Here is a 24426-nt window from a genome sequence, read left to right on the forward strand (position 1 = left end):
GTCTATTTCAGCCCGGGTCAGACGGCCTATGCTGACTTGATGCGGGAAGCCTTGACAGACCAGTGTTACCCATTAAACAAATGCCCCAAAAACTTTTAAAATGGCGCCTCATAAGGTCGAGGCCGCACTATCGGTCCAACCCGCGCCTCCCGGACGATAAATAAGTCATATGCCGATTCCCGAATAACAATTTGCATTTTTTCATAAGGTTGCAGGGCGGCATGCGAAAAGTCGAAATGTTTCCCAGGTGTGAAGCGGGCCATATTTGGGGTATATACGTTATACGATTGTCTTCCGTCGCCGGAACCGAACATTGACCACGACGAATCCACTGCAACATAAAATCCACGCCCAAGCTCCTGATGCCCCCCTCTTGGTTTTATAAGTTTCGGGTCAAGCGATTTCAGTAAGCTCTTTTTATTAGTGGTTGAAGAACCGTGAATACCTATCCGGTCCCACCCTGGTGGAATTTCATCAACGGCTGGGCTGGCTACTAGCGAACGGGCCGAGCCAAACTCATGTCGCCTTCCCAAAGTGCTTTTATAATTACTAATATTTGCATCAAACTCCTCCAGGTTTATTTGAAAACTTGTCTTGCGTTTGTGTAGGCTTGGGAACATAGTTCGAAGCCTAATGATATTCCAGGGTTGCGCCGGGGTTCGCCCATCGGGATCAGATAAATTTATCGGGTCGCACAGGCAATAACAATACGGGTTAAGACCTCCAGATCCGAAAGGGCTCACAGCATCTGGAGAAGTGAAGCGCATCAAGGCTGGGTTAAAAAATCGATAGCCAGCGCCCAGTGCATAATTATAAGTTACTGGGTCAGATCGCTCCCCATTAAATCCAGTAGCAGCCATCTGCATTGGCGCAGGGGGGCAATAACCATATGGCGAATAGGCAATAGCGTGGGTCATGCTGTTCTTCTTGAATATGTGCGTGGCAGTCGACATGGCGATGTTCTCCAAGCTTGACACTCTGCTTGTAAGTATTGCATTGCAGAAGGGTAATGAAAACTAGCAAAAATAATAGGTTCAATAATTGCGCGATGCTCGAGTGTGGCGCGCTGGATAGCACAGACTTTGCCCGTGCTCGCGGGTAAACCCGCTCCTTCACCCGACCACGCAGGCCTTTCGAATTTAGAGCAAGACAGTTGTTCCTACATCTACAGCGTATGTCTTGCGGCAGGCTAGTAGCCTTGCGATCACATGCCTGGCGCAAAATCCCGCCGTCAGCACGAACCCCCGTAGGAGCGGGTTCACCCGCGAACACCAGCGTAGCCGGTGCCATGCCCCGCGTCGCCTGCTTCGCGGGTATGAACCCGTTGATACAGCCAACTTTTCAGCGCTGAACACCTCAAAAAGCTTGACCACTCACATATCAAGGAGCGAACTTCGCGCGCGATGCGCTCGATCTGTGTATCACAGCAACACTCAAGAGAAGCCTAGCGCTTGCCCAGAATCTTCCCCAGCATCTCCGGCCGTGGTGCCCCTTGCTGGCTTTGCAGGTTGCCTTGCTCATCCTGATAGAAAATGGCCGGGGTCGCCTGCAACCCCATCTCTTCCATCAACGCCATGTTCGCCGCCAGCTTCTGTTGCACAGCCTCTGGCACCTGTTCCAGCGCCTTCAGGGTGCTGGCCTTGCCGGCCTTCTCATGCTGTTGCAGTGCCTTGGACGGGTCTTTCGCTGCCAGCAGCGCCGCCGACTTGCCCGGGCTGTCCTCACGGATGATGCCGACCATGATGTGGCGCAACTGCACCTTGCCCGACTCCACCCAGGGCCGCGCCTGTTCCCAGAACATGTTGCAGTACGGGCAGTTCGGGTCGCTGAACAGGTACACCTTGCGCGGCGCGTCGGCCTTGCCGTCGGCGATCCACGCGGTCTTTTCCATTTTCGCCCAGATTTCCTTGCTCATCGGCGCGTAGACCAGCTTTTGCAGCGGCTCGGCGCTCAGGTCCTTGCCCTGTTCGTCGAACAGGCTGCCGACCAGCACGTGCTTGCCGTCGGGGGTCAGGTACAGGGCCAGGGCGTTGTTCTGGTACTCGGCGGCATAACCACGCAGGCCGTTGGGCGCATCGAAGCTGCCCTTGATCACGGCGCCCTTGGCTTGCAGTTGCTGAACCGCCTTGGGCAGTTCTTCGGCCTGCAGGGCAGGGGCGGCCAGCAGGGCCAGGGACAGGGGCAGCAGTGCAGTCAATCGCATGTCAGTTTCCTTGTGCGGCAGGGGCGGGCGCAAGGGCCCGGTCGAAAGGTTCCAGGGCGTGGCGCAGGCTGGCCCGGGACAGCTCGCCCAGGTGGCTGCCAACCAGCCGCCCGTTGGCGTCGTAGAACAGGGTGGTGGGCAAGGCCATGGAGCCGACGCGCTGGGCCAGCAGGCCGGTGCCGTCGAACAGCACGTGGGTCAGGCTCAGGCCGGTGGTGGCGAGGAAGGTGCTGACGTTTTCCGGGGTTTCGCCCTGGTTGACGAACAGGAAGGTCACGTGCGGGTAATCGCTTTGTGCCTGTTGCAGCACTGGCATCTCACGCCGACACGGCGGGCACCAGGTGGCCCAGATGTTGATGACCAGCGGCTTGCCGCGGTAGCTGTGCAATGCCACGGCCTGGCCGCCGGCGTTGCGCAGGCTCAGTTCGGGCAGTTCGGTGCCTTTGCTGTACAGGTGGCCGCCGAGGCTGGCCAGGCCCCAGAACAGTGCGCCGCTGAACAGCGCCCAGCCTAGCGGGCGGCGCAGGCCGGGGTGGCGCCAGCCCTGCCACAGGGCTCCGAGCACGATGCCGGCAAGGCCCGACCAGAACAGGAAGCCGCCATCGCGAATGTCGATGATTTGCAGCGGGTCGTCCCGGTACATCGGCCAGTAGGCCAGCACGAAGCCGGCGCGGGCACACAGCAGGCCGATCAGGAACAGGTTGAACAGCGCCGATTCCGGGCTCTCGCCGCCACGTCGGGCGACCCACCAGCCGACCACGCTGGCGATCACCAGGGCGGTGAGCATCAGCAGGTGGTTGAGGGCCATGGTCAGTGGCCCGAGTGTTACGGTCAGCATCAGCCTTGACTCCTGGTCTGGACCCAGTGTTGCTGGAACGCGGCTGCGTCCACCTCACCGGTGATGCGTCGCGCGCGGCGTTCTTCGCCTTCCGGGCCGATCCAGATAATGCTGGGCGGGCCGGGTACCTGATAGCGCTGCAGCAGGGCCTTGCTGGCAGGGCTGTCGGCGGTCACGTCCAGGCGCAGCAGGTGTACACCGGCCAGTCCGGCTTGCACGTCGCTGCGGGCGAACACCTGCTTTTCCATGACCTTGCACGACACACACCAGTCGGCATAGTAGTCGAGCATCACCCACTGGCCGCGGGCTTTGGCCGCATCCAGCTCACGTTGCAGGTCTTCGGGGCGGCTGACGGTGACGAAGCGGTCTTCGGCGTGTTGGCTTGGGGCTGTCGCGGCGACGCCACCGGCGAACGGGCTTAGTGGCTGCCAGAGGTCGTCGCCGCCTGCTGCCGCACCGACCAGCAACAGGCCGCCCCACAGCGCGCCGAGCAACGGTACTGCACGCAACGCCGGCAGCCGTTGCAGGGCCGGCCAGGCAGCCCAGGCCAGGGCGATCAGCCAGGCGCCGCTCAGTGCCAGCAGCAAGGTCGCAGGCAGCAGGCTGCGCACGGTGTACAGCGCCATGGCCAGGAACACGAAACCGAACACACCCTTGACCCGGTTCATCCACGCACCCGGGCGCGGCAGATAACGGTTGCCCAGGGTTACCAGCAACAGCAGCGGCACGCCCATGCCCAGGCCGAGGCTGAACAGCACCAGCGCGCCTTGCAGCACGTCGCCGCTCTGCGCGATGTACAGCAGCGCACCGGCCAACGGCGCAGTCATGCACGGGCCGAGTAACAGGCCGGACAACGCCCCGAGCAATGCCGCGCCATACAGGTTGCCGCCACGGGTACCTTGCCCGGCGCGGTCCAGGCGGTCGCGCAGGGCGGCAGGCAGTTGCAGTTCGAAGGCGCCGAACATCGGCAGTGCCAGCAGCACGAACAGCCCCGCCAGGCTGCCCAGCAGCCAGGGTTGCTGCAGCCAGGCCTGCAGGCTGGCACCCAGCAGGGCAGCAACCACCCCCAGCCCGGCGTACACCAGGGCCATGCTCAGCACATAGACCCCGGCCAGCAGCCAGCCACGGCGGGCGCTGGCGCCATTGCCCAGCACCAGCCCGGCCAGGATCGGCAGCATCGGCAGCGAGCAGGGGGTAAACGCCAGCAGCAGGCCAAGGCCGAAGAACGCCAGCAGGCTCCAGGCCAGGTGGCCTTGTTGCAGGCCGCTGGCCAGGGCCTGGTCGCTGGCTTGCTCGGCGGCCGGCGTTACGCTGCCACCCAAGTCGATCGAGGTGGTTTGCGGCGGGTAGCACAGGCCGGCGTCGGCGCAGCCCTGCCAGCCCAGGCGCAACTGACCCTGGGCGTTGGCAGGCAATAGCAGTTCAAGCTGGTCGCGGTACACCGCGCTGTCGCCGAAGAACTCGTCGTGATGGTTGAGTGCCGGTGGCAGTTGCGGGTGCTGCTCGGTGGGCAGGCCATCGAACTTCAGGCGCTTCTGGTACAGGTAGTAGCCCGGCTTGATCTGGAAGTACAGGCGCATCTGGCCGTCGGCCTGGCGGTCGTGGGTGAGCACGAAGGCTTGGTCAACCGGCAGGAAGTCTGGTTTCACATCGAACGGGTTGGCTTGCAACGGGCCGGCCAGTAGGAGTGTGAGGAAGAGCAGGAGAACGCGCATGTCTTCGCCTTGGCAGATCTGGGAATGGGGCCATGCTGGCTGGGGTTGATTAAATGAAGGTTAACGCGGGTGTTGGGGTTGGGGTGGTCAGGAGTAGTAAGAGTTTGGTTCTGGATTTGCAGGGTCTTCGTTGTTGGATTTTCGAGGGGGCGGCGTTGGAATTTTGAGGTGTTTGCCGGGAGAGTTTCAGCGCCTGTGAGATCGAGCGCCGCCCGCGCGGCGCTCGATCTCACAGGCGCTGAAACTCTCGCGGCGAACACCTACCAGGCGCTGAAACTCTCGCGGCGAACACCTACCAGGCGCTGAAACTCTCGCGGCGAACACCTACCAGGCGCTGAAAATCTCCCGTCAAACACCTACCCGCCAAAGCGCGAATTCCGCCTCTTGCCCTATACACACCGCGACACATTGTCGGCTTGACTTTGCCTATATCCACCCAATTGCTGTAAAGTTGACGCCAAGGTCAGCTTTTCTCAAGCCAGGCCAAGAATCAAAAGAAAGGGCAGGCCCCAACTGCCCAGAGGATCAAGCATGTCCAACCGTGATATTTCCCGGCGCGCCTTCCTGCAAGGCGGCCTGATCGCTGGTGTCGGCGTGACCATGGCGCCACTTGGCAGCCAGGCCTTCGCCGCGTTGATGGAGGAGCGCGTTACCACTTCGCCGCAGAAGTGGATGAACCACGACGGCAAGGCGCGTTTCCGTAACGATGCCTTGTCCAAGGTCTGCGGCGACAAAGTGTTCGCCCGCGACATCCGCGCCAAGGACATGCCCGGGTGGCCCGCGCAGCAGGGCCATGCGCTGCTGCTCAAGGCCACCACGGTTGATCGTATCTATGCCGGGCATGACCTCAGCCTGCTCGGCACCGACCTGCAGCCGGACCGCATCGTCACAGCCGCCGACCTCGAACAGGACGGCATTGCCTGGCCCGAGGCCCATTCGCCCGACCCGCTGCTGCCGCCCGGCAAGGTGCCGATGTTCATCGGCCACCCGGTGGCGATCCTGATCTGGCACGACTTCGAGCGCTTCCGCCAAGCCAAGCGCAAGCTGCAGTTCAATCAGCAGGCGATCCGTTACGGTGCCCAGGCGCCGCTGTACCAGCGCGACCCTTATGGCAGCTTCCGCTTCGTGCGGGTGGGCGGCGCCACGCCGTTCGACGACGATGAGTTCTCCAGCCTGAAGAACTCAATGCTGTTCCCCACCATTCTCAACCGCAAGCCGGTGTGGTCGAAGCAGCCCAACCAGCACGGCGACCTGACCGAGCAGGGGTTGTTCTACGCCAAGCGCATGGCCGAGCAGCTGGACAACCCGCCCGAGGACTGGCTGGTGTTCGACGAGCGCTACAAGACGCCGTCCATCGAACCTGCCGCGCTGGAGCCGGACAACGGTAACGGCTGGTATGACCCGGCCACGGGTACGCTGCACTTCGTGGTCGCCACTCAGTGCCCGTTCGAAGTGGCGCAGGAATGCGTGCACATGATCAAGCCGTCGCGCTTTGCCCTGAACACGCTGAACATGCATCCGGGCTATACCGTGGGCTATGGCTCAAAAGACAACAACATCTTCGTCTTCTATGCCGCGGTGGCTGCGCTTTACGGCGCCGGCGTGCCGATCCGCCTGGCCAACGACCGCTACGAGCAGTTCCAGAGCGGTATCAAGCGCCATGCCTTCGATATCCGCTACCAGCTGGCGGTGGACAAGAAGGACAACAGCTTCAAGATCTTCCGCGCCGACATGAGCTGCGACGGCGGCGGGCGCATCAACTACAGCCCGTCGGTGGCAGCCGTGGGCGCCACGGCAGCGCAGTCGATCTACTACATGCCACAGAACGACCTGTCGGTGACCGCCTACTATTCCCGTGGCGTCGAGGCCGGCTCCATGCGCGGTTACGGCACCCTGCAGAGCATGGCGGCCACCGAGATGATGGTGGATGAGATCGCCGGCCGCCTGGGCGTCGATGCCATCGACCTGCGCCGCGCCAACGCGCTGAAGTCGGGCATGAAGAACACCCAGGGTGCGGTCCCGGCCGGCGCCCTGCGCCTGTACGAGATCCTCGACAAGGCCGCTGTGCACGAGTGGTGGCGCAACCGCGATGCACGCAAGCAACAGAGGGACGCCAAGGACCCGGACCACTGGTACGGCGTCGGCTTCGCCATCTGCCAGAAGGACTTCGGTACAGGTTCCGAGGCGCCGATGGCCAGTGTCGAGTTCAGCGCCGATGGCCGCATCAGCCTGCGCCATATCGGCACCGAGCTGGGCACCGGCATGTCCACCTCCCAGGCTTTGGTGGTCAGCGATTTCCTCGGCCGTTCGGCCGACGAGGTGAAGACTGCAGTCACCGAATGGCCAGAGCTGCAATTGAGCACCAGCGGAAACCCGTACCTGATCAGCCAGCCGGAGCAGGACGCCGCGCTGCGCAACCCGCGCTGGGTCGGCAAGCTGGCGTCGCCATCGTCGGCGACCAACTCGGCGTTCTACTTCAGCCATGCCACCCGCGAAGCGGCGCGTGTGCTGTTCAATCATGGGTTGTGGCCGGCGGCCATGGCGATCTGGAGCCAGGGCCCGCACGGCGGCCAGGCCAACCCGTTGGTGGTGCGCCGTGAAAATGCGGTGTGGGTCAACGGTGAGCTGACCGGCAACGGCCTGGCGCCGATTCCGTTTGCCCAGCTGGCGCAGAAGGCCCACGACATGGGGCTGGTTACCGGCGTGAGCGTGCACGGCTTCAACCGCTGGAGCTGGGCCGAGGCCGACTTTGTCATCGATGGCGTGCGCGAGCGCTTCCCGCTCGATGCCATGGCGGTGAAGTACGGCGATGGTGCGGTGAATGCCAAGAAGGCGCAGATGGGCAGCCATGGCTATCACCTGCTCGACCGGCAGAATGCGGCCTACCCCGACACCCAGCTGAACAACGCCATGGTCACCTACTACAGCCCAGTGGCGACCATCGTCGAGGTCAAGGTCAACAAAGGCACCTTGGAGACGCAGGTGCTCAACCACCACAGTTGGGTCGAGTGTGGCCGGGTGCTGGTGCCGGAACTGGTCAAGGGCCAGCTCGAAGGCGGTATCGCCATGGGCATTGGCCATGCACTGACCGAAGAAATGCCGTTGTACGAGGGTGGGCCCGGGGAGGGCGACTGGAACTTCAACCGCTACCGCCTGCCGCATGCGCGCGATGTGGCGGTGTGGCAGCAGACCAGCGAAATCCTCCCGCCGCTGTCACCGACCGACCCCTCCAAGGGCATCGCCGAAGTGGTGATGATCCCGGTCGTCGGTGCCATCGGCAATGCCGTCGCGCATGCCATCGGCAAGCGCGTGCGCGATCTCCCCATCACCCCAGCCCGTATCAAGGAGGCCTTCAATGGCTAACCGTCCACTGCAACTGACGCTCAACGGTCAACCGGTCGGGCCGGTCGAGGTCCCCGCGGACCTGGCGATGATCGACTACCTGCACGAACACCAGAACCTCACCGGCTCGCGCCTGGGTTGCGGCCAGGGCATCTGCCACGCCTGCGTGGTGATCGTCGACAACCCCGACGGCACCAGCGAAGAAGTGCGCACCTGCATCACCGGTGCGCATTACTTCGAAGGCAAGAAGGTTCGCACCATCGAAGGCCATGCCAAAAAAGACGAGGCCGGCAACCTGACGCTCAACCCGATCCAGCAGAAGTTCGTCGACCTGTTCGCCTTCCAGTGCAGCTACTGCGCACCAGGCTTCGTCAACGCCGCAACCGTGCTGGTGGAAACGGCCCAGCGCCAGCCGCTGAAGAAGAGCGAAGTGGAAGACCGCATCGAGGCCAGCCTTGGTCACCACATCTGCCGCTGCACAGGCTACATGCGTTACTACGATGCCACCCGCAAGGTGCTCAACGATCTCGGCCTGGTCAAGGAGGGTTGAACATGGGCTTCGTACGTAGCGCCTCGGCATTGGCCCTCGGGCTGGCGGTCAGTTCGTTTGCCTTGGCGGCCGACGATGCGCAGGTCAAGCGCGGTGAATACCTGGCCCGCGCGGCCGACTGCATGGCCTGCCATACTGCCGAAGGCGGCGCGCCGTATGCGGGCGGGCTGCCGATCCATTCGCCGTTCGGCACCATTTATGGCAGCAATATCACCCCGGACAAACAGTACGGCATCGGTAACTACAGCGCCGACGAGTTCTTCGCCGCAGTCACCGAGGGTAAGCGCAAGGACGGCGCCAACCTTTATCCTGCGATGCCTTACACCTCGTACCACCTGATCAAGCGTGAAGACTCGGACGCGATCCTCGCCTACCTGATGACCATACCGCCGATCAACCGCCCGGCACCGCAGACCGCGTTGCGCTTCCCGTTCAATGTGCGCATGGGGCTCAGCGGCTGGAACATGCTGTATGGCAAGAGCGTGCAACTGCAGCCGACCGAGGGCAAAAGCCCGGCCTGGCAGCGCGGCCAGTACATGGTCGAGGTCATGGGCCATTGTGGCGAATGCCATACCCCGCGCAACCCGATCGGTGCGCTGCAGCAGGACCAGCGCCTGAGCGGCGGCCTGCTGGGTGGCTACCTGGCGCCAAGCCTGCTGGCCCAGGACCTGGCCGAGCGCGGCTGGACCCAGCCGGACCTGACCACCTTCCTCAAGCACGGCATCAGCGCCCAAGGCAGCATGTTCAACGAGATGTTCCCGGTGGTGCACCACAGCACCCAGCACCTGGAAGATGCAGACCTTGCGGCCATGGCCACCTACCTGCTGGGTGACCAGCCGCCGCCGGCCAAGGCTATCGAGGCCGTTGCCCTGGAGCAGATGAGCGACAGTGCCAAGCGGGGCCACCAGCAGTACCTGAACGTCTGCGCCGGCTGCCATGGTGTCGACGGCGAGGGCAAGCCGCACATCGCCGTGGCCATGCGCGGCAACACCGTGCTGCGCCAGGCCGACTCGCGCAATCTGGTCAAGGTGGTCCTCGAGGGCATCCGTGAACAGCAGTTCACCGGCTTCGAGCGCATGCAGCCGATGCCGGGCTTTGCCGACAAGCTTGATGACCAACAGGTGACAGATATGGTCAACTACCTGCGCCAGGCCTGGGGTGGATTGCCCGGCGACCTGAACGTACAGCAGCTCGCCGAGCTGAAGGCGGAGTAAAGCGTGCAGCATCTCGATCTCCAGGTGATCCGTCAGGCTTTGCAGTGGTCCTGCAACGGCCAGCGGGTATGGTTGTGCACGGTGCTCGCCACCTACGGCTCGGCGCCGCGTGCGCCGGGTTCGCTGCTGGCGGTCAACGCCAGCGGCCAGTGGCTGGGCTCGCTGTCCGGTGGCTGTGTCGAAGACGACTTTCTCGAACGCGTGGCCCTGGGGGAATTCCCGGAGCCGGTTGCCATCGTGCGTTATGGCGACGGCAGCGACCCGCGTTCGCGCGTTCGCCTGCCGTGTGGCGGTGTGCTGGAAGTGCTGGTGGAGAACCTGCCGGTTGAATGCGAGGTGCAGGCGCATCTGCGTGAGTTGGAACGTGCGCTGCTGGGCCAGCGCCGGGTACTGCGTGAGGTGAGCCTGCCAACGGGTACCCGCCAGCTGCTCGATGACCATAGTCAGGGGCCACGGGTCGAACGGGAAAATGCCCGGGTGCGCTTGCGTGTCGGCGCCGCCCAGCGGCTGCTGCTGGCCGGCTATTCCAGCGTGGCGCATTTTTGCGCCGAATTCGGCAGGGGGCTGGGTTTTGAGGTCATCCTTTGCGAGCCGCGTGACGAAGTACTCGACGGCGTAGTGCTGAATGGCATAGAGGTGCGCCGCGAGCTGCCGTCGGAATTCATCGCCAATGGCGGTTGCCATGCCGATACGGCAGTGGTGGCATTGACCCATGATCCAAAAATCGATGACCTGGCCATGCTTGAAGCCGTGCGGACCGAAGCGTTCTACATCGGCGTAATGGGCTCCAAGGCCACCTCCGACAAGCGTCGCGAACGCTTGCAGCGAATTGGTGGCCTGGGTTGCGACGAGCTGGCGCGCATCCATGCGCCGATTGGCCTGAACCTGGGCAGCAAGACCCCGGCCGAGATCGCCCTGGCGGTACTGGCCGATATCCTTCGTGCGCGCAATGGCATCGAGCGGGCGGCGCTGTGAGCGTGGTTGCGTTGGTATTGGCGGCAGGCAGCAGTGTGCGTTTCGGCGCTGACAAGCGCCGTTCGCTGCTGGCTGACGGTCGAAGCTTGCTGGTACACAGCGTAGAGAGCGCCTGCGCAGTGTTCGATGATGTGCGGGTGGTGTTGCGTGAAGGGGAGCGAGGCGTGGACCTGGGGTTGCCTGCGCGGTGCAGGGTGGTCTCCAGTCCGGATTTCACATTGGGCATGGGCCATAGCCTGGCGGCCGGTGCCGCTTCGCTGGCTGACAGCGAGGCGCAGGCAGTAGCGATTCTGTTGGGTGATATGCCCTGGGTGGCGTCCGCGACCCTGGATTTGCTTGCACGCGAGGCCAGTGGGTCAACGATAGTCCTGCCTTGTCATGCTGGACGACAGGGCCATCCGGTGTTGTTCGGGCGCGATTTCTGGCCGGCGCTTGCCCGGCTGAAGGGTGATGAAGGGGCGCGTTCGGTGGTCAAGGCCAACCCAGCGGTTTGCGTCAGGCTAGAGGTGCAGGATGCCGGTGTGTTGCAGGATGTCGATAGGCCGGATGCGGTGCGCCCTTGAATGCGTTCGTCAAAGGCTATTCATCTTCTTCGCCAGTGAGTTCATAGGGTTCGAGTTCGCTCAGTTGGGAAAGCAGCACCAGATGCTCCACTGCCTTCAGCTTTTCAAGACGCTCAAGGCTGTCTGGGCCTCCCAGCATCAAGGCGGGGACAAAGCCATACATTTCGTCTGAGCCCAGGGTGCCGAGCCGTTCCCTGGCAGGTTCGAACAGGTCGTCGAAGTAGACGCACTCGGTCATCAGCCACATGAGCAAACCGTGGATCTTGTTGTCCCGTTCTTCGTCGCCTGAGCTGTGAGCGCCATCGAGGTAACGGGAATGGTAGGCCGCGATGGTCAGCACCGAACCGGTTTTCTCACCCCATAGGTACAGGTCGCCAAAAGCGCTGCGGGCTATGAGGTGATAAGTGTCGCATGCTTCGAAGTGCGTACCTGCCAACCAAGAGGCCACTACACCCTGGTATTCCTGAGGATTTACAAGCCAGAACAAGCCGCCGCCGTAGCCGCACCAGCCGTGGTCTTGCCAGTATTCAAGGAGGCGATTGGGGAGTTTGCCTTGGTAATGATCGACAGCGGCAGGTGGTACGGGTTGCTGGCCGATGGGTTCGCCGAAGGTTTCCAGGAAAATGCTGAAGATGACATCCATTCGTTTAGGTCCTTTTGTGTGCTCAGAAGTCAGAGAAGCTGTAGGGTTCGAGTTCGGTGATTTGAGACAGCAAAATTAAATGCTCTATTGCTTTAAGTTTTTCCAGGTTTTTGAGGTCGGGGCGCCCTCCCAGCATCAATGCAGGAACAAATGCATATATCTCATCTTCTTTCAAGATGCCCAGCTTTTTCTTCGCGGGCTCAAAAAGGCTTTCAAAGTCGTTGTGTTCTTTTTTTCTTGATAGAAAGAAGCTTTGGACCTCTCTGGTTGCTTCCGTTTCAGTGAGTGTGCAGTTTTCACCTGTGTAACGGGACAGAAGACTTGTGATTTTTACTGAAAAGCCACTGTTCTCTCCCCAAAGATACAGGTCGCCGAAAGCGCTTCTGGCAATCAAGTGGTAAGTGTCCCGGTTTTCAAGGAGGGTGCCCTCGGTCCAGGATGAGACAACGCCCTCATACTCCTGTGGATTAACCAGCCAGAATATACCTTCGCCAAAACCACACCATCCATGCTCTTTCCAGTATGCAAGTAACAACTCTGGAAGTTTTCCGTTATAGCGATCAATGCTGGAGGGGGGCACCTCTCGACGCGAAAAAGGCGCGCCTATATTGTCAAGGAATATGGAGAATACCTCATCCATTTGCGATGCCTCTTATCGTTAGCACTTATGAAGTCTTACATTCATGTAAGTCGAGTGGGTGCCGAATTTCGGCGATTTTTCCGCAGCCTCTTTTATGCTGGCTAGTCTGTTTCGCCATTGAGCACCAATGCTGGAGTTGACTTGCCTGTCGCCAAAGTCTGAGATCATGTCTCTGCCACCCGCGCTTAAGTCGGGATTGTGTAGCGCGGCCAAGGTGGCCATCGTCTCTTTCGCCTTTATGGTCGACAGTCTAGTTGCTTCTGCTGGGCTCATTTCGGCGAGCAGCTCCTTGTTGATTCTTTTTTCCAACCGGTCTTGTAGATCCCTGCGTGCAGCGCGTGCGACCGCAGGGTCACGCTTTACAGGATTGGCAACATTCTCCAAAAACTCCTCAACCGTCAGCCGATTCAACCCATCCTGTTGCCCCTTCAACTGCCGTTCAAACTCGCCATGCTTCGATGCTGACAATTTATCCGCCTTGAAACATGCCACCGTATGCAACGGCATGCTACCGGGCTTCCCTGTGGGGGTGCTCCTTGTCATTTCCCGCCTGCCGATTCGGCTGAACTGGCTGCGGATCATCCATCGCCCCTTTGCGCCGCTCCGGCACCTGCAGATCCGGCCGTTTCTTCAACCCCTCTTCATGCTGGAGCATCCATTGCCCCAACCGCGCGCCTTTGCGGCTGGCCGCCATCTCCTGGGCCAGCACTCGGGCATCGCCGCGCCCGCGGGTGAGGTACGACACGATCGCCCCCAACAACAGCACCACGACTTCCACATGGCCTTGAGCAATCTGATGCGTGGCCCGGGATATCGCATAGGGGTCGTCCCGGCAGAACGGGCCGGTGCCTTCATTGCCGCAGGTACCTTCCCAGGCGAAGCGGATGCCATCGACGTAGTACTCGCCGATACGCGGTAAGCCCTCGACGAAGAACTCGGCAATGGAGGCCAGCCCCAGCGCTCCGAGGATCCAGCCGCTGACCTTGAGGCCCATGGCCGCGCCTGCGCCAGCGAACGGAATGGTTCCGGCGCCGCCGGCGAATGCGCCTACCCCCGCGCCAAGCAAACCACCGGTAATGGTGCTGCCGGCGACGATCATCGCCATCTGCTGCACGACCCTCAGCAGTTCGTCGATGATGCTGTTGATGTCGAGGTCGGCGAAGCGCTGGCGTAGCATGTTCGCCGCCTGCCATTCGGCGTGGTAGAAGGCTGTGCGGACAGCTTCGATCCGGCGCAGGTTGAGGCCCAGCGAGGCGACCTCTTCATTGAGGCCGGTGCGGAACTGGCCACCGCTTGGGTAGCCCACCACGGCGATGACACGTGACTCGATCTCGTGCCAGGAGGGCACGAGGTAATCCAGGTACATGAGGTGTCTCCCTGACAGCGCGTGCAGGGGGAAATCCCATCATGGATTCGGATCAGAGGTTTCTAGATCAGTTGTAGGAAAAGGCGACTTCGTTTCTGTTGTGTTCGAGAAGCTCGGGAATTGGCGTTGAGGCTGCGAGGGGCAGGGTGGCGACCCGCGCGGAGATCGATCTCCCCCAAGCCCTCCCCAAAAGGTCCATAATCCCCCCTTAATCCGCCCAAGGTGCAATACCAGCCACACCACTCCGGGAGCCCCACCATGCACGTTCTGCTCTGCGAGGACGACGACCTGATCGCCGCCGGCATCTGCGCCGGCCTCACCGCTCAGGGCCTGACCGTGGACCGGGTTGGCAACGCCGCCGCTGCGCGAGCGATGCTGCAGGCCGCGCAGTTCGACGTGATGATCCTCGACCTCGGCCTGCCCGACGAAGATGGCCTCAAGCTGCTGCGCCGCCTGCGCGAAAAAGGCGAGACCCTGCCGGTACTGGTGCTCACCGCCCGCGATGCCGTCACCGATCGTGTCGATGGCCTGCAGGCCGGTGCCGACGATTACCTGCTCAAGCCCTTCGATCTGCGCGAGCTGGCCGCACGCCTGCATACCTTGCTGCGGCGGGTGGCCGGGCGGGCGGTGAACGTGATCGAGCACGGCCCGCTGCGCTATGACCCGAGTAGCTGCGAGGCGACCTTGGCCGGCCAGCATGTCGACCTGTCCCGCCGTGAGCAGGCCCTGCTCCAGGCGCTGCTGCAGAACCCCGGGCGCGTGCTGTCCAGCGAGCAACTGAAGGACTGCGTATATGGTTTCAGCGACGAGGTCGAGAGCAACGCCCTGAATGTGCACATCCACCACCTGCGTCGCAAGCTGGGTAACGGCATTGTCGAGACCGTGCGTGGCCTGGGCTACCGGCTGGGCCCGGCGCAGGCACCGCAAGAGGCCGCATCATGAGCCTTCGGGTACGCCTGAGCCTGATCCTCGGCAGCGCCTTCGTGATCATCTGGGCGCTGGCCGCGGCGTGGATGCTGCGTGACCTGCGCCAGCAGATGATGTTTTCCCTCGACCAGCGCCTGGTGGCGTCGGCGCGTATGGTCGCCGGGTTGATCGACCAGTTGCCGCAGCCGCTGACTGCCAAGGGCGGGGAGGCGCATTTTTCCGCCGACCAGTTCAGCGTACCGGACGGCATGGCCTGCCAGGTCAGCTCGCTGCGTGGCGAGATCCTCGCCAGCAACCACAAGCACGATGGCGCCATGGACGACGAGCGTAGCGGGTTCCGTGACCAGACCATCGACGATGCGCTTTGGCGCACCTTTACCTACAACCACGGCGATGTGCGCATCACCACGGCCGACCGGCACATGGAGCGCGAGGCGCTGAACCAGTCGATTCTGCTGGCGGCATCGGCGCCGGTATTGATGGCCCTGCTTGGCAGCCTGGGGCTGTTGTGGATCGGCCTTGGCAAGGGCCTGGAGCCGCTCAACCGCATGCGTGATGCCTTGCGCCGCAGGCGTGCGGACAGTGTCGAGCCGCTGCAGGTGGCGGGCATGCCCAGCGAGTTACAGCCGTTGCTGGAGACCCAGAACCAGCTGTTCCTGCGCATTGCTCAGACCCTCGAGCGTGAGCGGCGCCTGACCGACGATGCCGCGCATGAACTGCGCAGCCCGTTGACCGCGATCAAGACCCACCTGCAGGTGGCGCGCATGACCGACGGTGCAGTGCGCGAGCAGGCGCTGGAACATGCCGAGCAGGGCACCGACCGCATGCACCGCACGCTTGAGCAGTTGCTGATGCTGGCGCGGGTGGAAGGCAGCCTGTCGTTTGAGGATGGCGTGCAGTGCAGCGCCGAGCAGGTGGCGCGGCAGGCGATGCAGGATGCGGGCGGCGGCGACAACCGGCGTATCGTGCTGCGTCTGCCTGAGGAGGCTACGCAAATCTACCTGGGCATGCCGGCACCGTTGGCGGTGGCAGCGCTGCGCAACCTGCTGGACAACGCCTTGCGTCATGGCGGTGATGAAGCTGTAGAGCTGGACGTGCAGATGGCAGACGGCCAAGTGGGCTTCATGGTGCGTGACCATGGGCCAGGGATTGCCGAAGCGGACCTGGAGCACCTGACCGAGCGCTTCTGGCGTAATGGGCAGAGTGGTGGTTGCGGATTGGGGCTGGCGATAGTGCAGGCAATCGTGCAGCGGTGTGCCGGTAGCCTGCGCTTTGACAGCCGTAGTGACGGCTTGCGGGTCTTGTTGCGGGTACCGGCGCGTCCGGTGCATTGATGTTTATTGCCTGTGCTGGCCTCTTCGCGGGTGAACCCGCTCCTACGGGGGGTGCGGTCTGTGGGGCGGGTTTGCCTGTGCTGGCCTCTTCGCGGGTGAACCCGCTCCTACGGGGGGGGCGGTCTGTGGGGGCGGGTTTGTCTGTGCTGGCCTCTTCGCGGGTGAACCCGCTCTTACGGGCGGTGCGGTCCTTGTAGGAGCGGGTTTACCCGCGAAAGGGCCGGCACAGACAAAAATAAAATCCAGTAACAACCGCTAAATCCTCCCCCCACTCAAGCGTTTCCAAAGCGATAACCGCCCATCCGCTTGCTTGCGAGGATTCACCCATGTCCACCGCTTCCAGCCTTGCCCAGGTTGCACCGGCCAGCTTGCCGCAACCCTTGTACGAATTCACCGATTCGCCTTTGCTGCAACGCCAGCAACAGCAGGAATCCAACGCCCGCAGCTACCCGCGGCGCATCCCGCTGGCGCTCAAGCGCGCCCGGGGCATCCATGTCGAAGACGTCGAAGGCCGCCAGTTCATCGACTGCCTGGCCGGCGCTGGCACCTTGGCCCTGGGTCATAATCACCCGGTCGTAGTCGAGGCAATCCAGCGCGTGCTGGCTGACGAACTGCCGCTGCATACACTCGACCTGACCACACCGGTCAAGGACCGTTTCGTCCAGGACCTGTTCGGCATCCTGCCCGAGGCGCTGCGTCGCGAGGCCAAGGTGCAGTTCTGCGGCCCAACCGGTACCGACGCCGTTGAAGCGGCGCTCAAACTGGTGCGTGGTGCAACCGGGCGCAGCACCGTGCTGGCCTTCCACGGCGCCTACCATGGCATGAGCCAGGGCGCGTTGAGTCTGATGGGTAGCCTTGGCCCCAAGCAGCCACTGGGTGCGTTGCTGAGCAGCGGCGTGCAGTTCATGCCGTACCCCTACGACTACCGCTGCCCGTTCGGCCTGGGTGGTGAGGCCGGGGTCAAGGCCAACCTGCATTACCTGGAAAACCTGCTGCTCGATCCGGAAAGCGGCGTGCCGCTGCCCGCCGCCGTGATCCTCGAAGTGGTACAGGGTGAGGGCGGGGTAATTCCGGCCGACATCGAATGGCTCAAGGGCGTGCGGCGCATTACCGAGCAGGCGGGCGTGGCGTTGATCGTCGATGAGATCCAGAGCGGCTTCGCCCGTACCGGGCGCATGTTCGCCTTCGAGCACGCCGGCATCGTGCCCGATGTGGTCACCTTGTCCAAAGCCATCGGTGGCAGCCTGCCGCTGGCGGTAGTCGTCTATCGCGACTGGCTGGACACCTGGAAGCCGGGCGCCCATGCCGGTACCTTCCGTGGCAACCAGATGGCCATGGCGGCGGGTTCGGCGGTGATCCACTACCTGGTCGAGCATCGCCTGGCCGAGCATGCCGAGGCCATGGGGCTGCGCCTTCGTCAGCACTTACAGCAATTACAACGCGACTATCCGCAATTGGGTGATGTGCGTGGGCGTGGCTTGATGCTTGGGGTCGAACTGGTGGAGGCGCAGGGCGAGTGGGATGCCTTGGGGTATCCACAGGCCAACCGAGAGCTGGCGGCCAAGGTGCAGCGCGAGTGCCTCAAGCGCGGGTTGATCCTGGAACTGGGCGGGCGGCATGGCGCGGTGGTGCGCTTCCTGCCGCCGTTGATCATCAGCGCTGAGCAGATCGATGACGTGGCGCAGCGCTTTGCAGAGGCGTTGATCGCGGCAGTCTGAACCTTTGTCAGGGCCGCGTTGCGGCCCATCGCCTGCGCCAATGGCCCATCAAGATCAGGTTGCCGTCACGCCGGTTACCAGCCGCGTCCGGAGTCTACCCAGAAGTTCACGGACAGCGACGTGGACACTGACTCTACCTGGTGGAACCAGCCCTCGGGCAGGAACAGCAAGTCGCCGGCCTGCAACACCACACGCAGGAAGGGCACCTTAAGGGCTTCGGGGAAGCGTTCGTAGTCGGGGGCATCGGGGTTGAAATCGCAGCCGTCCAGGCCGCCCTTCGGGCTGGTTGACCAGGTGCCCAGTGCGGCGCGATGGTGCGGTGCTGCCAGAATGAACGATTTCTGCCCCCAGACCTGGGCGAACAGGTTGTCGGTGTCATCCCGGTGCAGGGGTGTAAGGGTGCCTTTGGGACCGATCCAGATGCGCGGTGGAATGAAGCGCTGGCGATCGAAGTAGTCCGGGTAGCGGATCAGAGCCTGCAGCTTTTCCGGCACGATATTGTTGCCCATGTAGGCGGGCGGCTCGCCGGGCTTGGCCGGCTTGTCGAGCGAAGCGATGAAGTCGGCCATGGGGGTGGCGCGGAAGTCGCGGTCGGTAGAGAACGTCTTCTTCACGTAGTCACCATGCCGGGTGATGCCCTGCAGCTCGGCAAAGTGGGCCAGCGAAGCGTCACGGCCCATGGTGAACAGCGGCCAGTCGCCAAGGGCATCGCTCAGCACCACTGGCACGCCCGTTGAAAGGTGTTCATGGTGAAACCGCGACGGCGGCATTTCGGCCCGTGACAGGCGTTGTACCTCATGCAGCGCGGGTTGGGCTGCCGAGACCTCCTCGCTGTAGCGTCCTGGCGTGGGGTAGCGCTGGTTCATCGCGGCCTTGCTGGCGGTCGTGCCCTGCCGCGCGCTGCTGATAACCTGCGGCAGCAGGGTCGCCAGGCCCATGTTGCCGGTTATTTTCAGGCGTCCGCTGGCGAACAGCTCCTCTACGTCGACAGCGCCCGCCATGATGCCGAGGAAGTCATCCTGGGCCACTTCGATCGTGACGTCCGGAGCCTCATGCCGGCCCCCCCCCGTGCATGGGTTGTCGCATACCTCCGACCAGTAGGCGAGCCCCTGGCCGAAGTCGAACTGGAACACGCCTTCGATACCGACGGCATGGGCATTGACGAACAGTTTTTCGAGTATGCGCTGAAAGTCCACGGTAAGCCTCGTCGGTTGTCGTTGTGCAGGTTAGGCATGGGATCGCGATGCCTGGCGCGGCCTGTCAGGCGCGCAAGCGCTGGCGCAGCACGTCGACCAGTCGGTCGATTTCCGCTTCGGTATTCAACAGGCCCGGCGCAGTGCGCACCACTGGCCCGGCATCGCGCGAAACGGCGTCGACGACGATGCGTTGGCTCGTCAGGTACCTGGCCAGTTCGTCGGCGTCCTGGCCTTTGCCGCGGAAGAAGGTGAAACCCGCTGAATAAGTGCTGCTGCGCGGGGTCACGAGTTCGATGGCGGGCATGCTTTCCAGCTGTTGTTTCAGGTATTCGTTGAGGGCGTGGATACGCGCCTGCACGGCTGCCTTGCCGGTTTGCAGGTGCAATTCGAATGCCTTGCCCAGGGCCCATCGGTGCTCGAAGGCGTGGTAGCCGCCCGGGCTCATGATGGTGGCGAAGTCTTCGTTTTCGGAGAAGGTGGCGATGCTCGGGTGCAACTGCCCCAGCGCCGAGGATGCAGCGCAGATGATGCCTGTCCCGCGGGGGCCGAACATCCACTTGTGGGTCCCGGATATGAAGTAGTCGCAGTTCAGGTCGGCGAAGCGCATGTCCTCGACGCCAAAACCGTGAACCCCGTCGATGACATACAGGATATGGTCGCGTTCGTCCCTGTTCTGATTGACCTCGCGTACGAGCGCACCGATTTCGCCAACCGGCAGTTTCACCCCGCTGCCCGAATGTACCCAGGTCATGCCCAGCACGCGCGTTTGTGGGGAAATGGCGGCCCGCACGGTACCCAGCACCTGGTCGGTGCTCACCTGCCAGGGTTGCTCGAACAGGCGTAGCCTGCGTACCGGGTTGCCATCGCGGGCGCTGCGGTAGTTCATGGTCTGCCGTGCGGCGGAATGCTCGTGCACCGTGGTCAGGATTTCCTGGCCGGGCGCCAGCTTGATGCCGCCATAAATCAAACCCAGGCCCTCGGTAGTGCTGCCCGTCAGGGCAATCTGGCGTGGCGCCACCTCCAGGTAGCGTGCCGCCCATTGGCGTACCTCAGCCTCGTGCTTCCACTCCGACTGGGCATCCCAGTCGACCATCAGCGCCGGGTGACGGTCGAAACGTGCACGCAGGGCCTCGATGGCTTCGCGTACCGGCCTTGGATGAGAGGTGATCAGGAAGTTGGCGAAGTGCGCATAGTTTGGGTCGAGTTCGAACAGGCGGCGAAAATCGGCCCATCGTTGGTTGCCGGCGCTCGGTATCGGCGTGGCGGCCTCGGCAACGGGTAGCAGATGGCTGGCGAGGGGCAGGCCAGCGGCGAGGATGCCGGCCCTTTTGAGAAAATTGCGGCGGTCGTTCATAAAGGTGCCCAATGGCTTAGCGCAGTGAAGTGTCGGTACCGCGGGCGGCGCTCTGTACCTGTGCCCAGACGCGCAGGAAGTTGCCACCCCAAAGCTTGGCGATGTCGGCTTCGGAGTAGCCGCGGGTAATGAGTTCGGCCGTTACGTTGCGTGCTTGGCTGGCGTCGTGCCAGCCGTCGATGCCGCCGCCTTCGTTGAAGTCCGAGCTGATGCCTACGTGGTCTATGCCGAGCTTGCGCACGGTGTAATCGATGGCATCACCGTAGTCCTTCAGGGTCGCTGGCGGCTCCTGTTCGAGGATTGCATAGAGTTCGTTGGCATATTGCCCGACCTTCTGCTCGGGCCAGCCGGCTATGACCGGGTCGCCAGGCATCAGCGCGTAGTTCAGGTCAGCCAGTGGCGGCAGCGCGTAGCGGGCACGCAAGGCATTGAGCTTTTCCTGGGTCTGCGCGCTGAGCGGCTTGAGGTAGCTGGAGAACGCGACCAGTTGCACGACCCCGCCGCTTTCCTTGATCAACTGCATTTCCTTGTCGGACAGGTTGCGGTTGATATCGACCATGGCCCGTGGTGCCGAGTGCGACGCCACCACCGGAGTACGGCTGAGCTGAATGACCTGGTTCAGCGCCTTGCTGGACATCTGCGAGACATCGATGATCACACCCAGGTCATTGAGCCGTTGTACGGCGCGCTTGCCGATGGGGGACAGACCCTCGAGCGCATCGACAGTGTCATTGAAGAACGGTAAGGGGCGAGACGAGTCGGCCCAGCTGTTGTTGCCGACGTAGCTGAAGCCGAACATGCGCACCCCGCGTGCCGCCCAGCGGTCGAGCTGGTCGATATCGTCCCCCAGCGCATACGCATTGAGCATGCTCAGGAACACCGCGAACTTGCCTTCGCCGTGCAGGCGCCGCATGTCCTGTGGGGTGTAGGCGATGGCGACGCGTTCGGGGAAGTCGCGCACCATTGCGGTGATGGCGTTGTAGCGCACTTCCTGGGTGTGGCGGGCGGCCTCGACGAAACCTGGCGTGGGGCGATGCGGGCTGTTTGCGCCCGTCCAGGATTCGGGCCAGGCAAAGATGGTCAGCGCCGCGCCAGACAACCGCCCTTGGGCAGCCTTGGCCAGGTCGAAGCGGCCCGGTCCGTCCTTGTCGGCTTCGCTGCCTTCGTTGCCGAAGTCCAGCGGCAAGGTGACATGGCTGTCGAACGAGATGATGCGTTCCTGCAAGTCGTTGGCTTGACGAACGACTTCCCGGGAGTAGCCGCCAGGGGCCGCGAAATGGTACCAGGCAGCCAGACCGGCACCCGCGGCGACTGCCGCAGCCAGGCTGATGTACAGGGCTTTTTTCCAGCGTGGTGTCGTCATCTTGGTCTCGGTAGGTTCGCCGTCGAGGGAGGGCACAGAGGCCGTCGCTACCTGGGGTGAACGAGTCGACACGGAGGAAATTTAGCCGCCCCGGCCGCGGCGTTAAATTTCAGTGCAGGTACAACGTTCTAGCCTTGGACGGGCCGTGCTCCATGGCCGCAATGAAGGCGCAGGTAGTTGCAATGACGATTTCTCGACGCGGGTTCATCGCTGCTGTGGCATTGACGGGCGTAGCGGTACCCGGAGCGCTGTATATACAGCGCCAGCGGGATGCCGAGGCGTTTCCGGAAACGCCTGGCGAGGCTGTTGTCGAGTTGGCCGATACCCGCCTGCAGCAGCTGGGCGACATCCTGCGGGGCATCTGGCGCTGGACTGCACAGGGCAAGGATGCCCAACTGCTGGGTTTGCCCGACGGGGAGCTGGAATTGTTTCTGGATGTCGCCAGCAATGGCCGGGGGCTGCGAGGTTACCTGGACACCGCCGAACGCCTGCGCAGTGAGCAGGAACCCCGTTATCGGGTCATGGGTGACTTGCTGACGGACAAGCCCGGGATGTTGCGCTGGCGGCTGTTTTCAACCGAGCCCGGTGCAGGTCAGGCGCGCTATGAATGCCATGTGGTGCTCGATGAGGTCTGGGGCGCCTATGGCAATGCCGGGCCGGCAACGCTCAATGGTCGTATCTCGGCCCTGGACCGCGCCCTGTCTCTGCCTGTTCTGGACAATGGCTTCCTGGCCTTGAAGCGGCCTTTCCCGGAGGCTCGCGAACGTACGCCGCTGTCGCCACAGCTGCTGGCTTGGCTCATTTCGCCGGAGCATCGGCTGTTCCACCAGCTATGGCACGCATCGCGGGACAAGTGGCACAAGCTGGAAGAGGACAAGCAATCCGCCCTGCGTGGCTTGGGCTGGAAACCCGGGCCGCGTGGCCAGGAGCGTGATGCGCGTGGCCGGCACAAGGATCGCAACGGTTCCGGAGAGGACTTCCTGTTCATGCACCGGCACATGCTCGGCAGTGCCAGGGCCCTGCAGGACCTGCCTTCGTGGACGCGGTTCCCGCTGCCTCAGCCGGAGCTTGAGCGTGACCGCATCGGTTTTGCCCGTTACTTCGACAACCACGACGGCAATGCCTTGCCACCGACCTGGCTGGCCCATGACGACCAGGAGTACACCCAGTGGGTACGCGACATCAAAAGCCCGGATACCTTCCACGGCAACTTTCAGGTCTGGGAGTCGCGCTACAGTGATCCGGAATATCTGAGCAAGCTGACCTTGGGGCAGTTCGGCTCAGAACTGGAGCTGGGCCTGCATGACTGGTTGCACATGCGTTGGGCGGCGGTGCCGCGCGACCCGTCCAACGGTATGCCGGTGCCTGCTGCACGTACCCCGGGTGATTTCGCTGAGCGCTGGTTCGAAGCACGCAACGATTTTCTCGGCGACCCGTTCTCGTCACATGTAAACCCGGTGTTCTGGCATTTTCATGGCTGGATCGACGACCGAGTCGACGATTGGTTCCGAGCCCATGAGCGGGTCCACCCGGGTGAGATCCGCCGCTTGCAGGTGAACGGCGTGCCCTGGTTCGCACCCGGGCGTTGGGTGGCGGTGGCTGACCCGTGGCTGGGTCCCGATACCCATGGCTGTTCGACGGTGCCGGGCTTGCGGCCCGGTCGAAGCGTCGAAATGGACCCGGAAACCATGAAGCTGGCGTTGCGCATCATTTATGGCAACGAAGACCTCTTTGCCCGGCTGCAACCACGGGTGCCGCAGCGCCCCTGGTATGCCCGCAATCTCAAGGTTGTACGGGCGTCGGGTTGACGGTAAGCACAGCGCAGGTGTGCGTTGCTGAGAATCATTATATTTTGTAAGATCGCACGCTGATATCACTCAGTTCTGCATCTGCCCCAGCGTGGGTGTGCAGACGACTCCAGGTGTGTTTGTGGAACGTTACTATCGTGAGTTGGTGAGTTTCCTGTCCGCGCGCTTGGGTAACCGTCAGGCGGCAGAGGATGTTGCCCACGATGCCTACCTGCGGGTACTGGAGCGAACGGACAACGGGCAGATCGAGCATCCGCGCGCATTCCTGTACCGTATCGCCCTGAACCTGGTGATCGACCGTCATCGTCGCCATCTGGTGCGTCAGGCCGAACCGCTTGAGATACTCGACAGTGATGAGGGCGGGCATGTGCCGGCGCTGGCGCAGGAACTGCAGCTCAACCAACGCCTGGCCCTCATGCAGCGGGCGCTTGACGAACTGACCGGCCCCTGCCGCGAATGCTTCCTGCTGCGCAAGATCGAAGGCCTTTCACATCTGCAGATCGCCGAGCGGCTGGGCATCTCCCGCAGCCTGGTGGAAAAGCACATCGTCAATGCCATGAAGCACTGCCGGGTGCGCATGCGGCAATGGGAATCCTGATTGCCAGGTTAAAGGCAAATGCAAATTCCGTCAGTCAATCACTTGATTTATGCGGCTTTCCCGACTTCTATCAAAGAAG

At 62.7% G+C, this 24426-nt stretch carries 19 protein-coding genes and 1 pseudogene; 10 read left to right on the forward strand and 10 right to left on the reverse strand.

Translation table 11 applies throughout. The features are described 5' to 3' along the window. Positions 1-95: 95 nt before the first annotated feature. The 4 genes from KW568_RS31085 to dsbD form a co-directional block, all read right to left on the reverse strand. Positions 96-917 (reverse strand): RHS repeat-associated core domain-containing protein, encoded by an 822-nt coding sequence (locus KW568_RS31085; RefSeq protein WP_004576410.1) that lies wholly within the window; start codon positions 915-917, stop codon positions 96-98. 527 nt (positions 918-1444) lie between these two features. Continuing rightward, the gene (gene dsbG / locus KW568_RS08760; protein WP_003254270.1) at positions 1445-2203 is read right to left on the reverse strand and encodes a thiol:disulfide interchange protein DsbG; all 759 of its coding nucleotides are present in this window, start codon (positions 2201-2203) and stop codon (positions 1445-1447) included. 1 nt (position 2204) lies between these two features. Then, complete coding sequence (locus KW568_RS08765; protein WP_004576409.1) at positions 2205-3041, reverse strand: TlpA disulfide reductase family protein; 837 nt, start codon at positions 3039-3041, stop codon at positions 2205-2207. Continuing rightward, on the reverse strand, positions 3041-4756 hold the full coding sequence (gene dsbD / locus KW568_RS08770; RefSeq protein WP_004576408.1) for a protein-disulfide reductase DsbD: 1716 nt from the start codon (positions 4754-4756) through the stop codon (positions 3041-3043). Before dsbD ends, KW568_RS08765 begins: the two co-directional genes overlap by 1 nt. A gap of 531 nt (positions 4757-5287) precedes the next feature. Here dsbD and KW568_RS08775 point away from each other — a divergent pair. The 5 genes from KW568_RS08775 to KW568_RS08795 are packed head-to-tail and all read left to right on the forward strand — an operon-like array spanning position 5288 to position 11400. Then, entirely contained in the window at positions 5288-8119 is a 2832-nt protein-coding gene (locus KW568_RS08775; RefSeq protein ID WP_004576179.1) for a xanthine dehydrogenase family protein molybdopterin-binding subunit, read from the forward strand. Beyond that, complete coding sequence (locus KW568_RS08780; protein ID WP_004576178.1) at positions 8112-8648, forward strand: (2Fe-2S)-binding protein; 537 nt, start codon at positions 8112-8114, stop codon at positions 8646-8648. The genes KW568_RS08775 and KW568_RS08780 overlap by 8 nt, the downstream gene beginning before the upstream one ends. Positions 8649-8650: 2 nt before the next feature. Beyond that, positions 8651-9862, forward strand: coding sequence for a cytochrome c (locus KW568_RS08785; protein ID WP_003254263.1), 1212 nt, complete (start codon positions 8651-8653; stop codon positions 9860-9862). A gap of 3 nt (positions 9863-9865) precedes the next feature. Further along, positions 9866-10837, forward strand: coding sequence for an XdhC family protein (locus KW568_RS08790; protein WP_003254261.1), 972 nt, complete (start codon positions 9866-9868; stop codon positions 10835-10837). After that, positions 10834-11400 carry a nucleotidyltransferase family protein gene (locus KW568_RS08795; RefSeq protein WP_004576177.1) on the forward strand — a complete coding sequence of 189 codons (567 nt, stop codon included), beginning with the start codon at positions 10834-10836 and terminating at the stop codon, positions 11398-11400. The genes KW568_RS08790 and KW568_RS08795 overlap by 4 nt, the downstream gene beginning before the upstream one ends. A gap of 16 nt (positions 11401-11416) precedes the next feature. Here KW568_RS08795 and KW568_RS08800 read toward each other — a convergent pair whose 3' ends face one another. The 3 genes and pseudogenes from KW568_RS08800 to KW568_RS08810 form a co-directional block, all read right to left on the reverse strand. Beyond that, positions 11417-12043 carry a GAD-like domain-containing protein gene (locus KW568_RS08800; protein WP_003254259.1) on the reverse strand — a complete coding sequence of 209 codons (627 nt, stop codon included), beginning with the start codon at positions 12041-12043 and terminating at the stop codon, positions 11417-11419. 22 nt (positions 12044-12065) lie between these two features. Next, positions 12066-12683, reverse strand: coding sequence for a GAD-like domain-containing protein (locus KW568_RS08805; protein WP_003254258.1), 618 nt, complete (start codon positions 12681-12683; stop codon positions 12066-12068). Between the two features lie 18 nt (positions 12684-12701). Continuing rightward, positions 12702-14049, reverse strand: a pseudogene (locus KW568_RS08810) (DUF6861 domain-containing protein). Positions 14050-14307: 258 nt separating this feature from the next. Between KW568_RS08810 and KW568_RS08815 the strand changes: the two are divergent. The 3 genes from KW568_RS08815 to KW568_RS08825 all read left to right on the forward strand — a co-directional run bounded on the left by KW568_RS08815 (position 14308) and on the right by KW568_RS08825 (position 18028). After that, positions 14308-14991 carry a response regulator transcription factor gene (locus KW568_RS08815; protein WP_004576176.1) on the forward strand — a complete coding sequence of 228 codons (684 nt, stop codon included), beginning with the start codon at positions 14308-14310 and terminating at the stop codon, positions 14989-14991. Then, positions 14988-16310 (forward strand): ATP-binding protein, encoded by a 1323-nt coding sequence (locus KW568_RS08820; RefSeq protein ID WP_003254253.1) that lies wholly within the window; start codon positions 14988-14990, stop codon positions 16308-16310. Before KW568_RS08815 ends, KW568_RS08820 begins: the two co-directional genes overlap by 4 nt. A gap of 326 nt (positions 16311-16636) precedes the next feature. Further along, entirely contained in the window at positions 16637-18028 is a 1392-nt protein-coding gene (locus KW568_RS08825) for an aspartate aminotransferase family protein (protein WP_004573663.1), read from the forward strand. Between the two features lie 74 nt (positions 18029-18102). Here the strand turns inward: KW568_RS08825 and KW568_RS08830 are convergent, their stop codons facing one another. The 3 genes from KW568_RS08830 to KW568_RS08840 form a co-directional block, all read right to left on the reverse strand. Beyond that, positions 18103-19224, reverse strand: a complete 1122-nt coding sequence (locus KW568_RS08830) for a cupin-like domain-containing protein (RefSeq protein WP_003254249.1) — start codon at positions 19222-19224, stop codon at positions 18103-18105. 64 nt (positions 19225-19288) lie between these two features. Further along, positions 19289-20578 carry an aminotransferase class V-fold PLP-dependent enzyme gene (locus KW568_RS08835; RefSeq protein ID WP_259538085.1) on the reverse strand — a complete coding sequence of 430 codons (1290 nt, stop codon included), beginning with the start codon at positions 20576-20578 and terminating at the stop codon, positions 19289-19291. A 16-nt stretch (positions 20579-20594) separates the two neighbouring features. Then, positions 20595-21941 carry a dipeptidase gene (locus tag KW568_RS08840; RefSeq protein ID WP_004573661.1) on the reverse strand — a complete coding sequence of 449 codons (1347 nt, stop codon included), beginning with the start codon at positions 21939-21941 and terminating at the stop codon, positions 20595-20597. Positions 21942-22123: 182 nt separating this feature from the next. Here KW568_RS08840 and KW568_RS08845 point away from each other — a divergent pair, with 182 nt between their 5' ends. After that, on the forward strand, positions 22124-23749 hold the full coding sequence (locus tag KW568_RS08845) for a twin-arginine translocation signal domain-containing protein (RefSeq protein ID WP_259538087.1): 1626 nt from the start codon (positions 22124-22126) through the stop codon (positions 23747-23749). 121 nt (positions 23750-23870) lie between these two features. Continuing rightward, a complete protein-coding gene (locus tag KW568_RS08850) occupies positions 23871-24347 on the forward strand; it encodes a sigma-70 family RNA polymerase sigma factor (protein ID WP_003254241.1) in 477 nt (158 codons plus the stop codon). Positions 24348-24426 lie beyond the last annotated feature (79 nt).

The sequence above is a fragment of the Pseudomonas sp. HD6515 genome, assembly GCF_024971855.1.
GTDB lineage: Bacteria > Pseudomonadota > Gammaproteobacteria > Pseudomonadales > Pseudomonadaceae > Aquipseudomonas > Aquipseudomonas alloputida.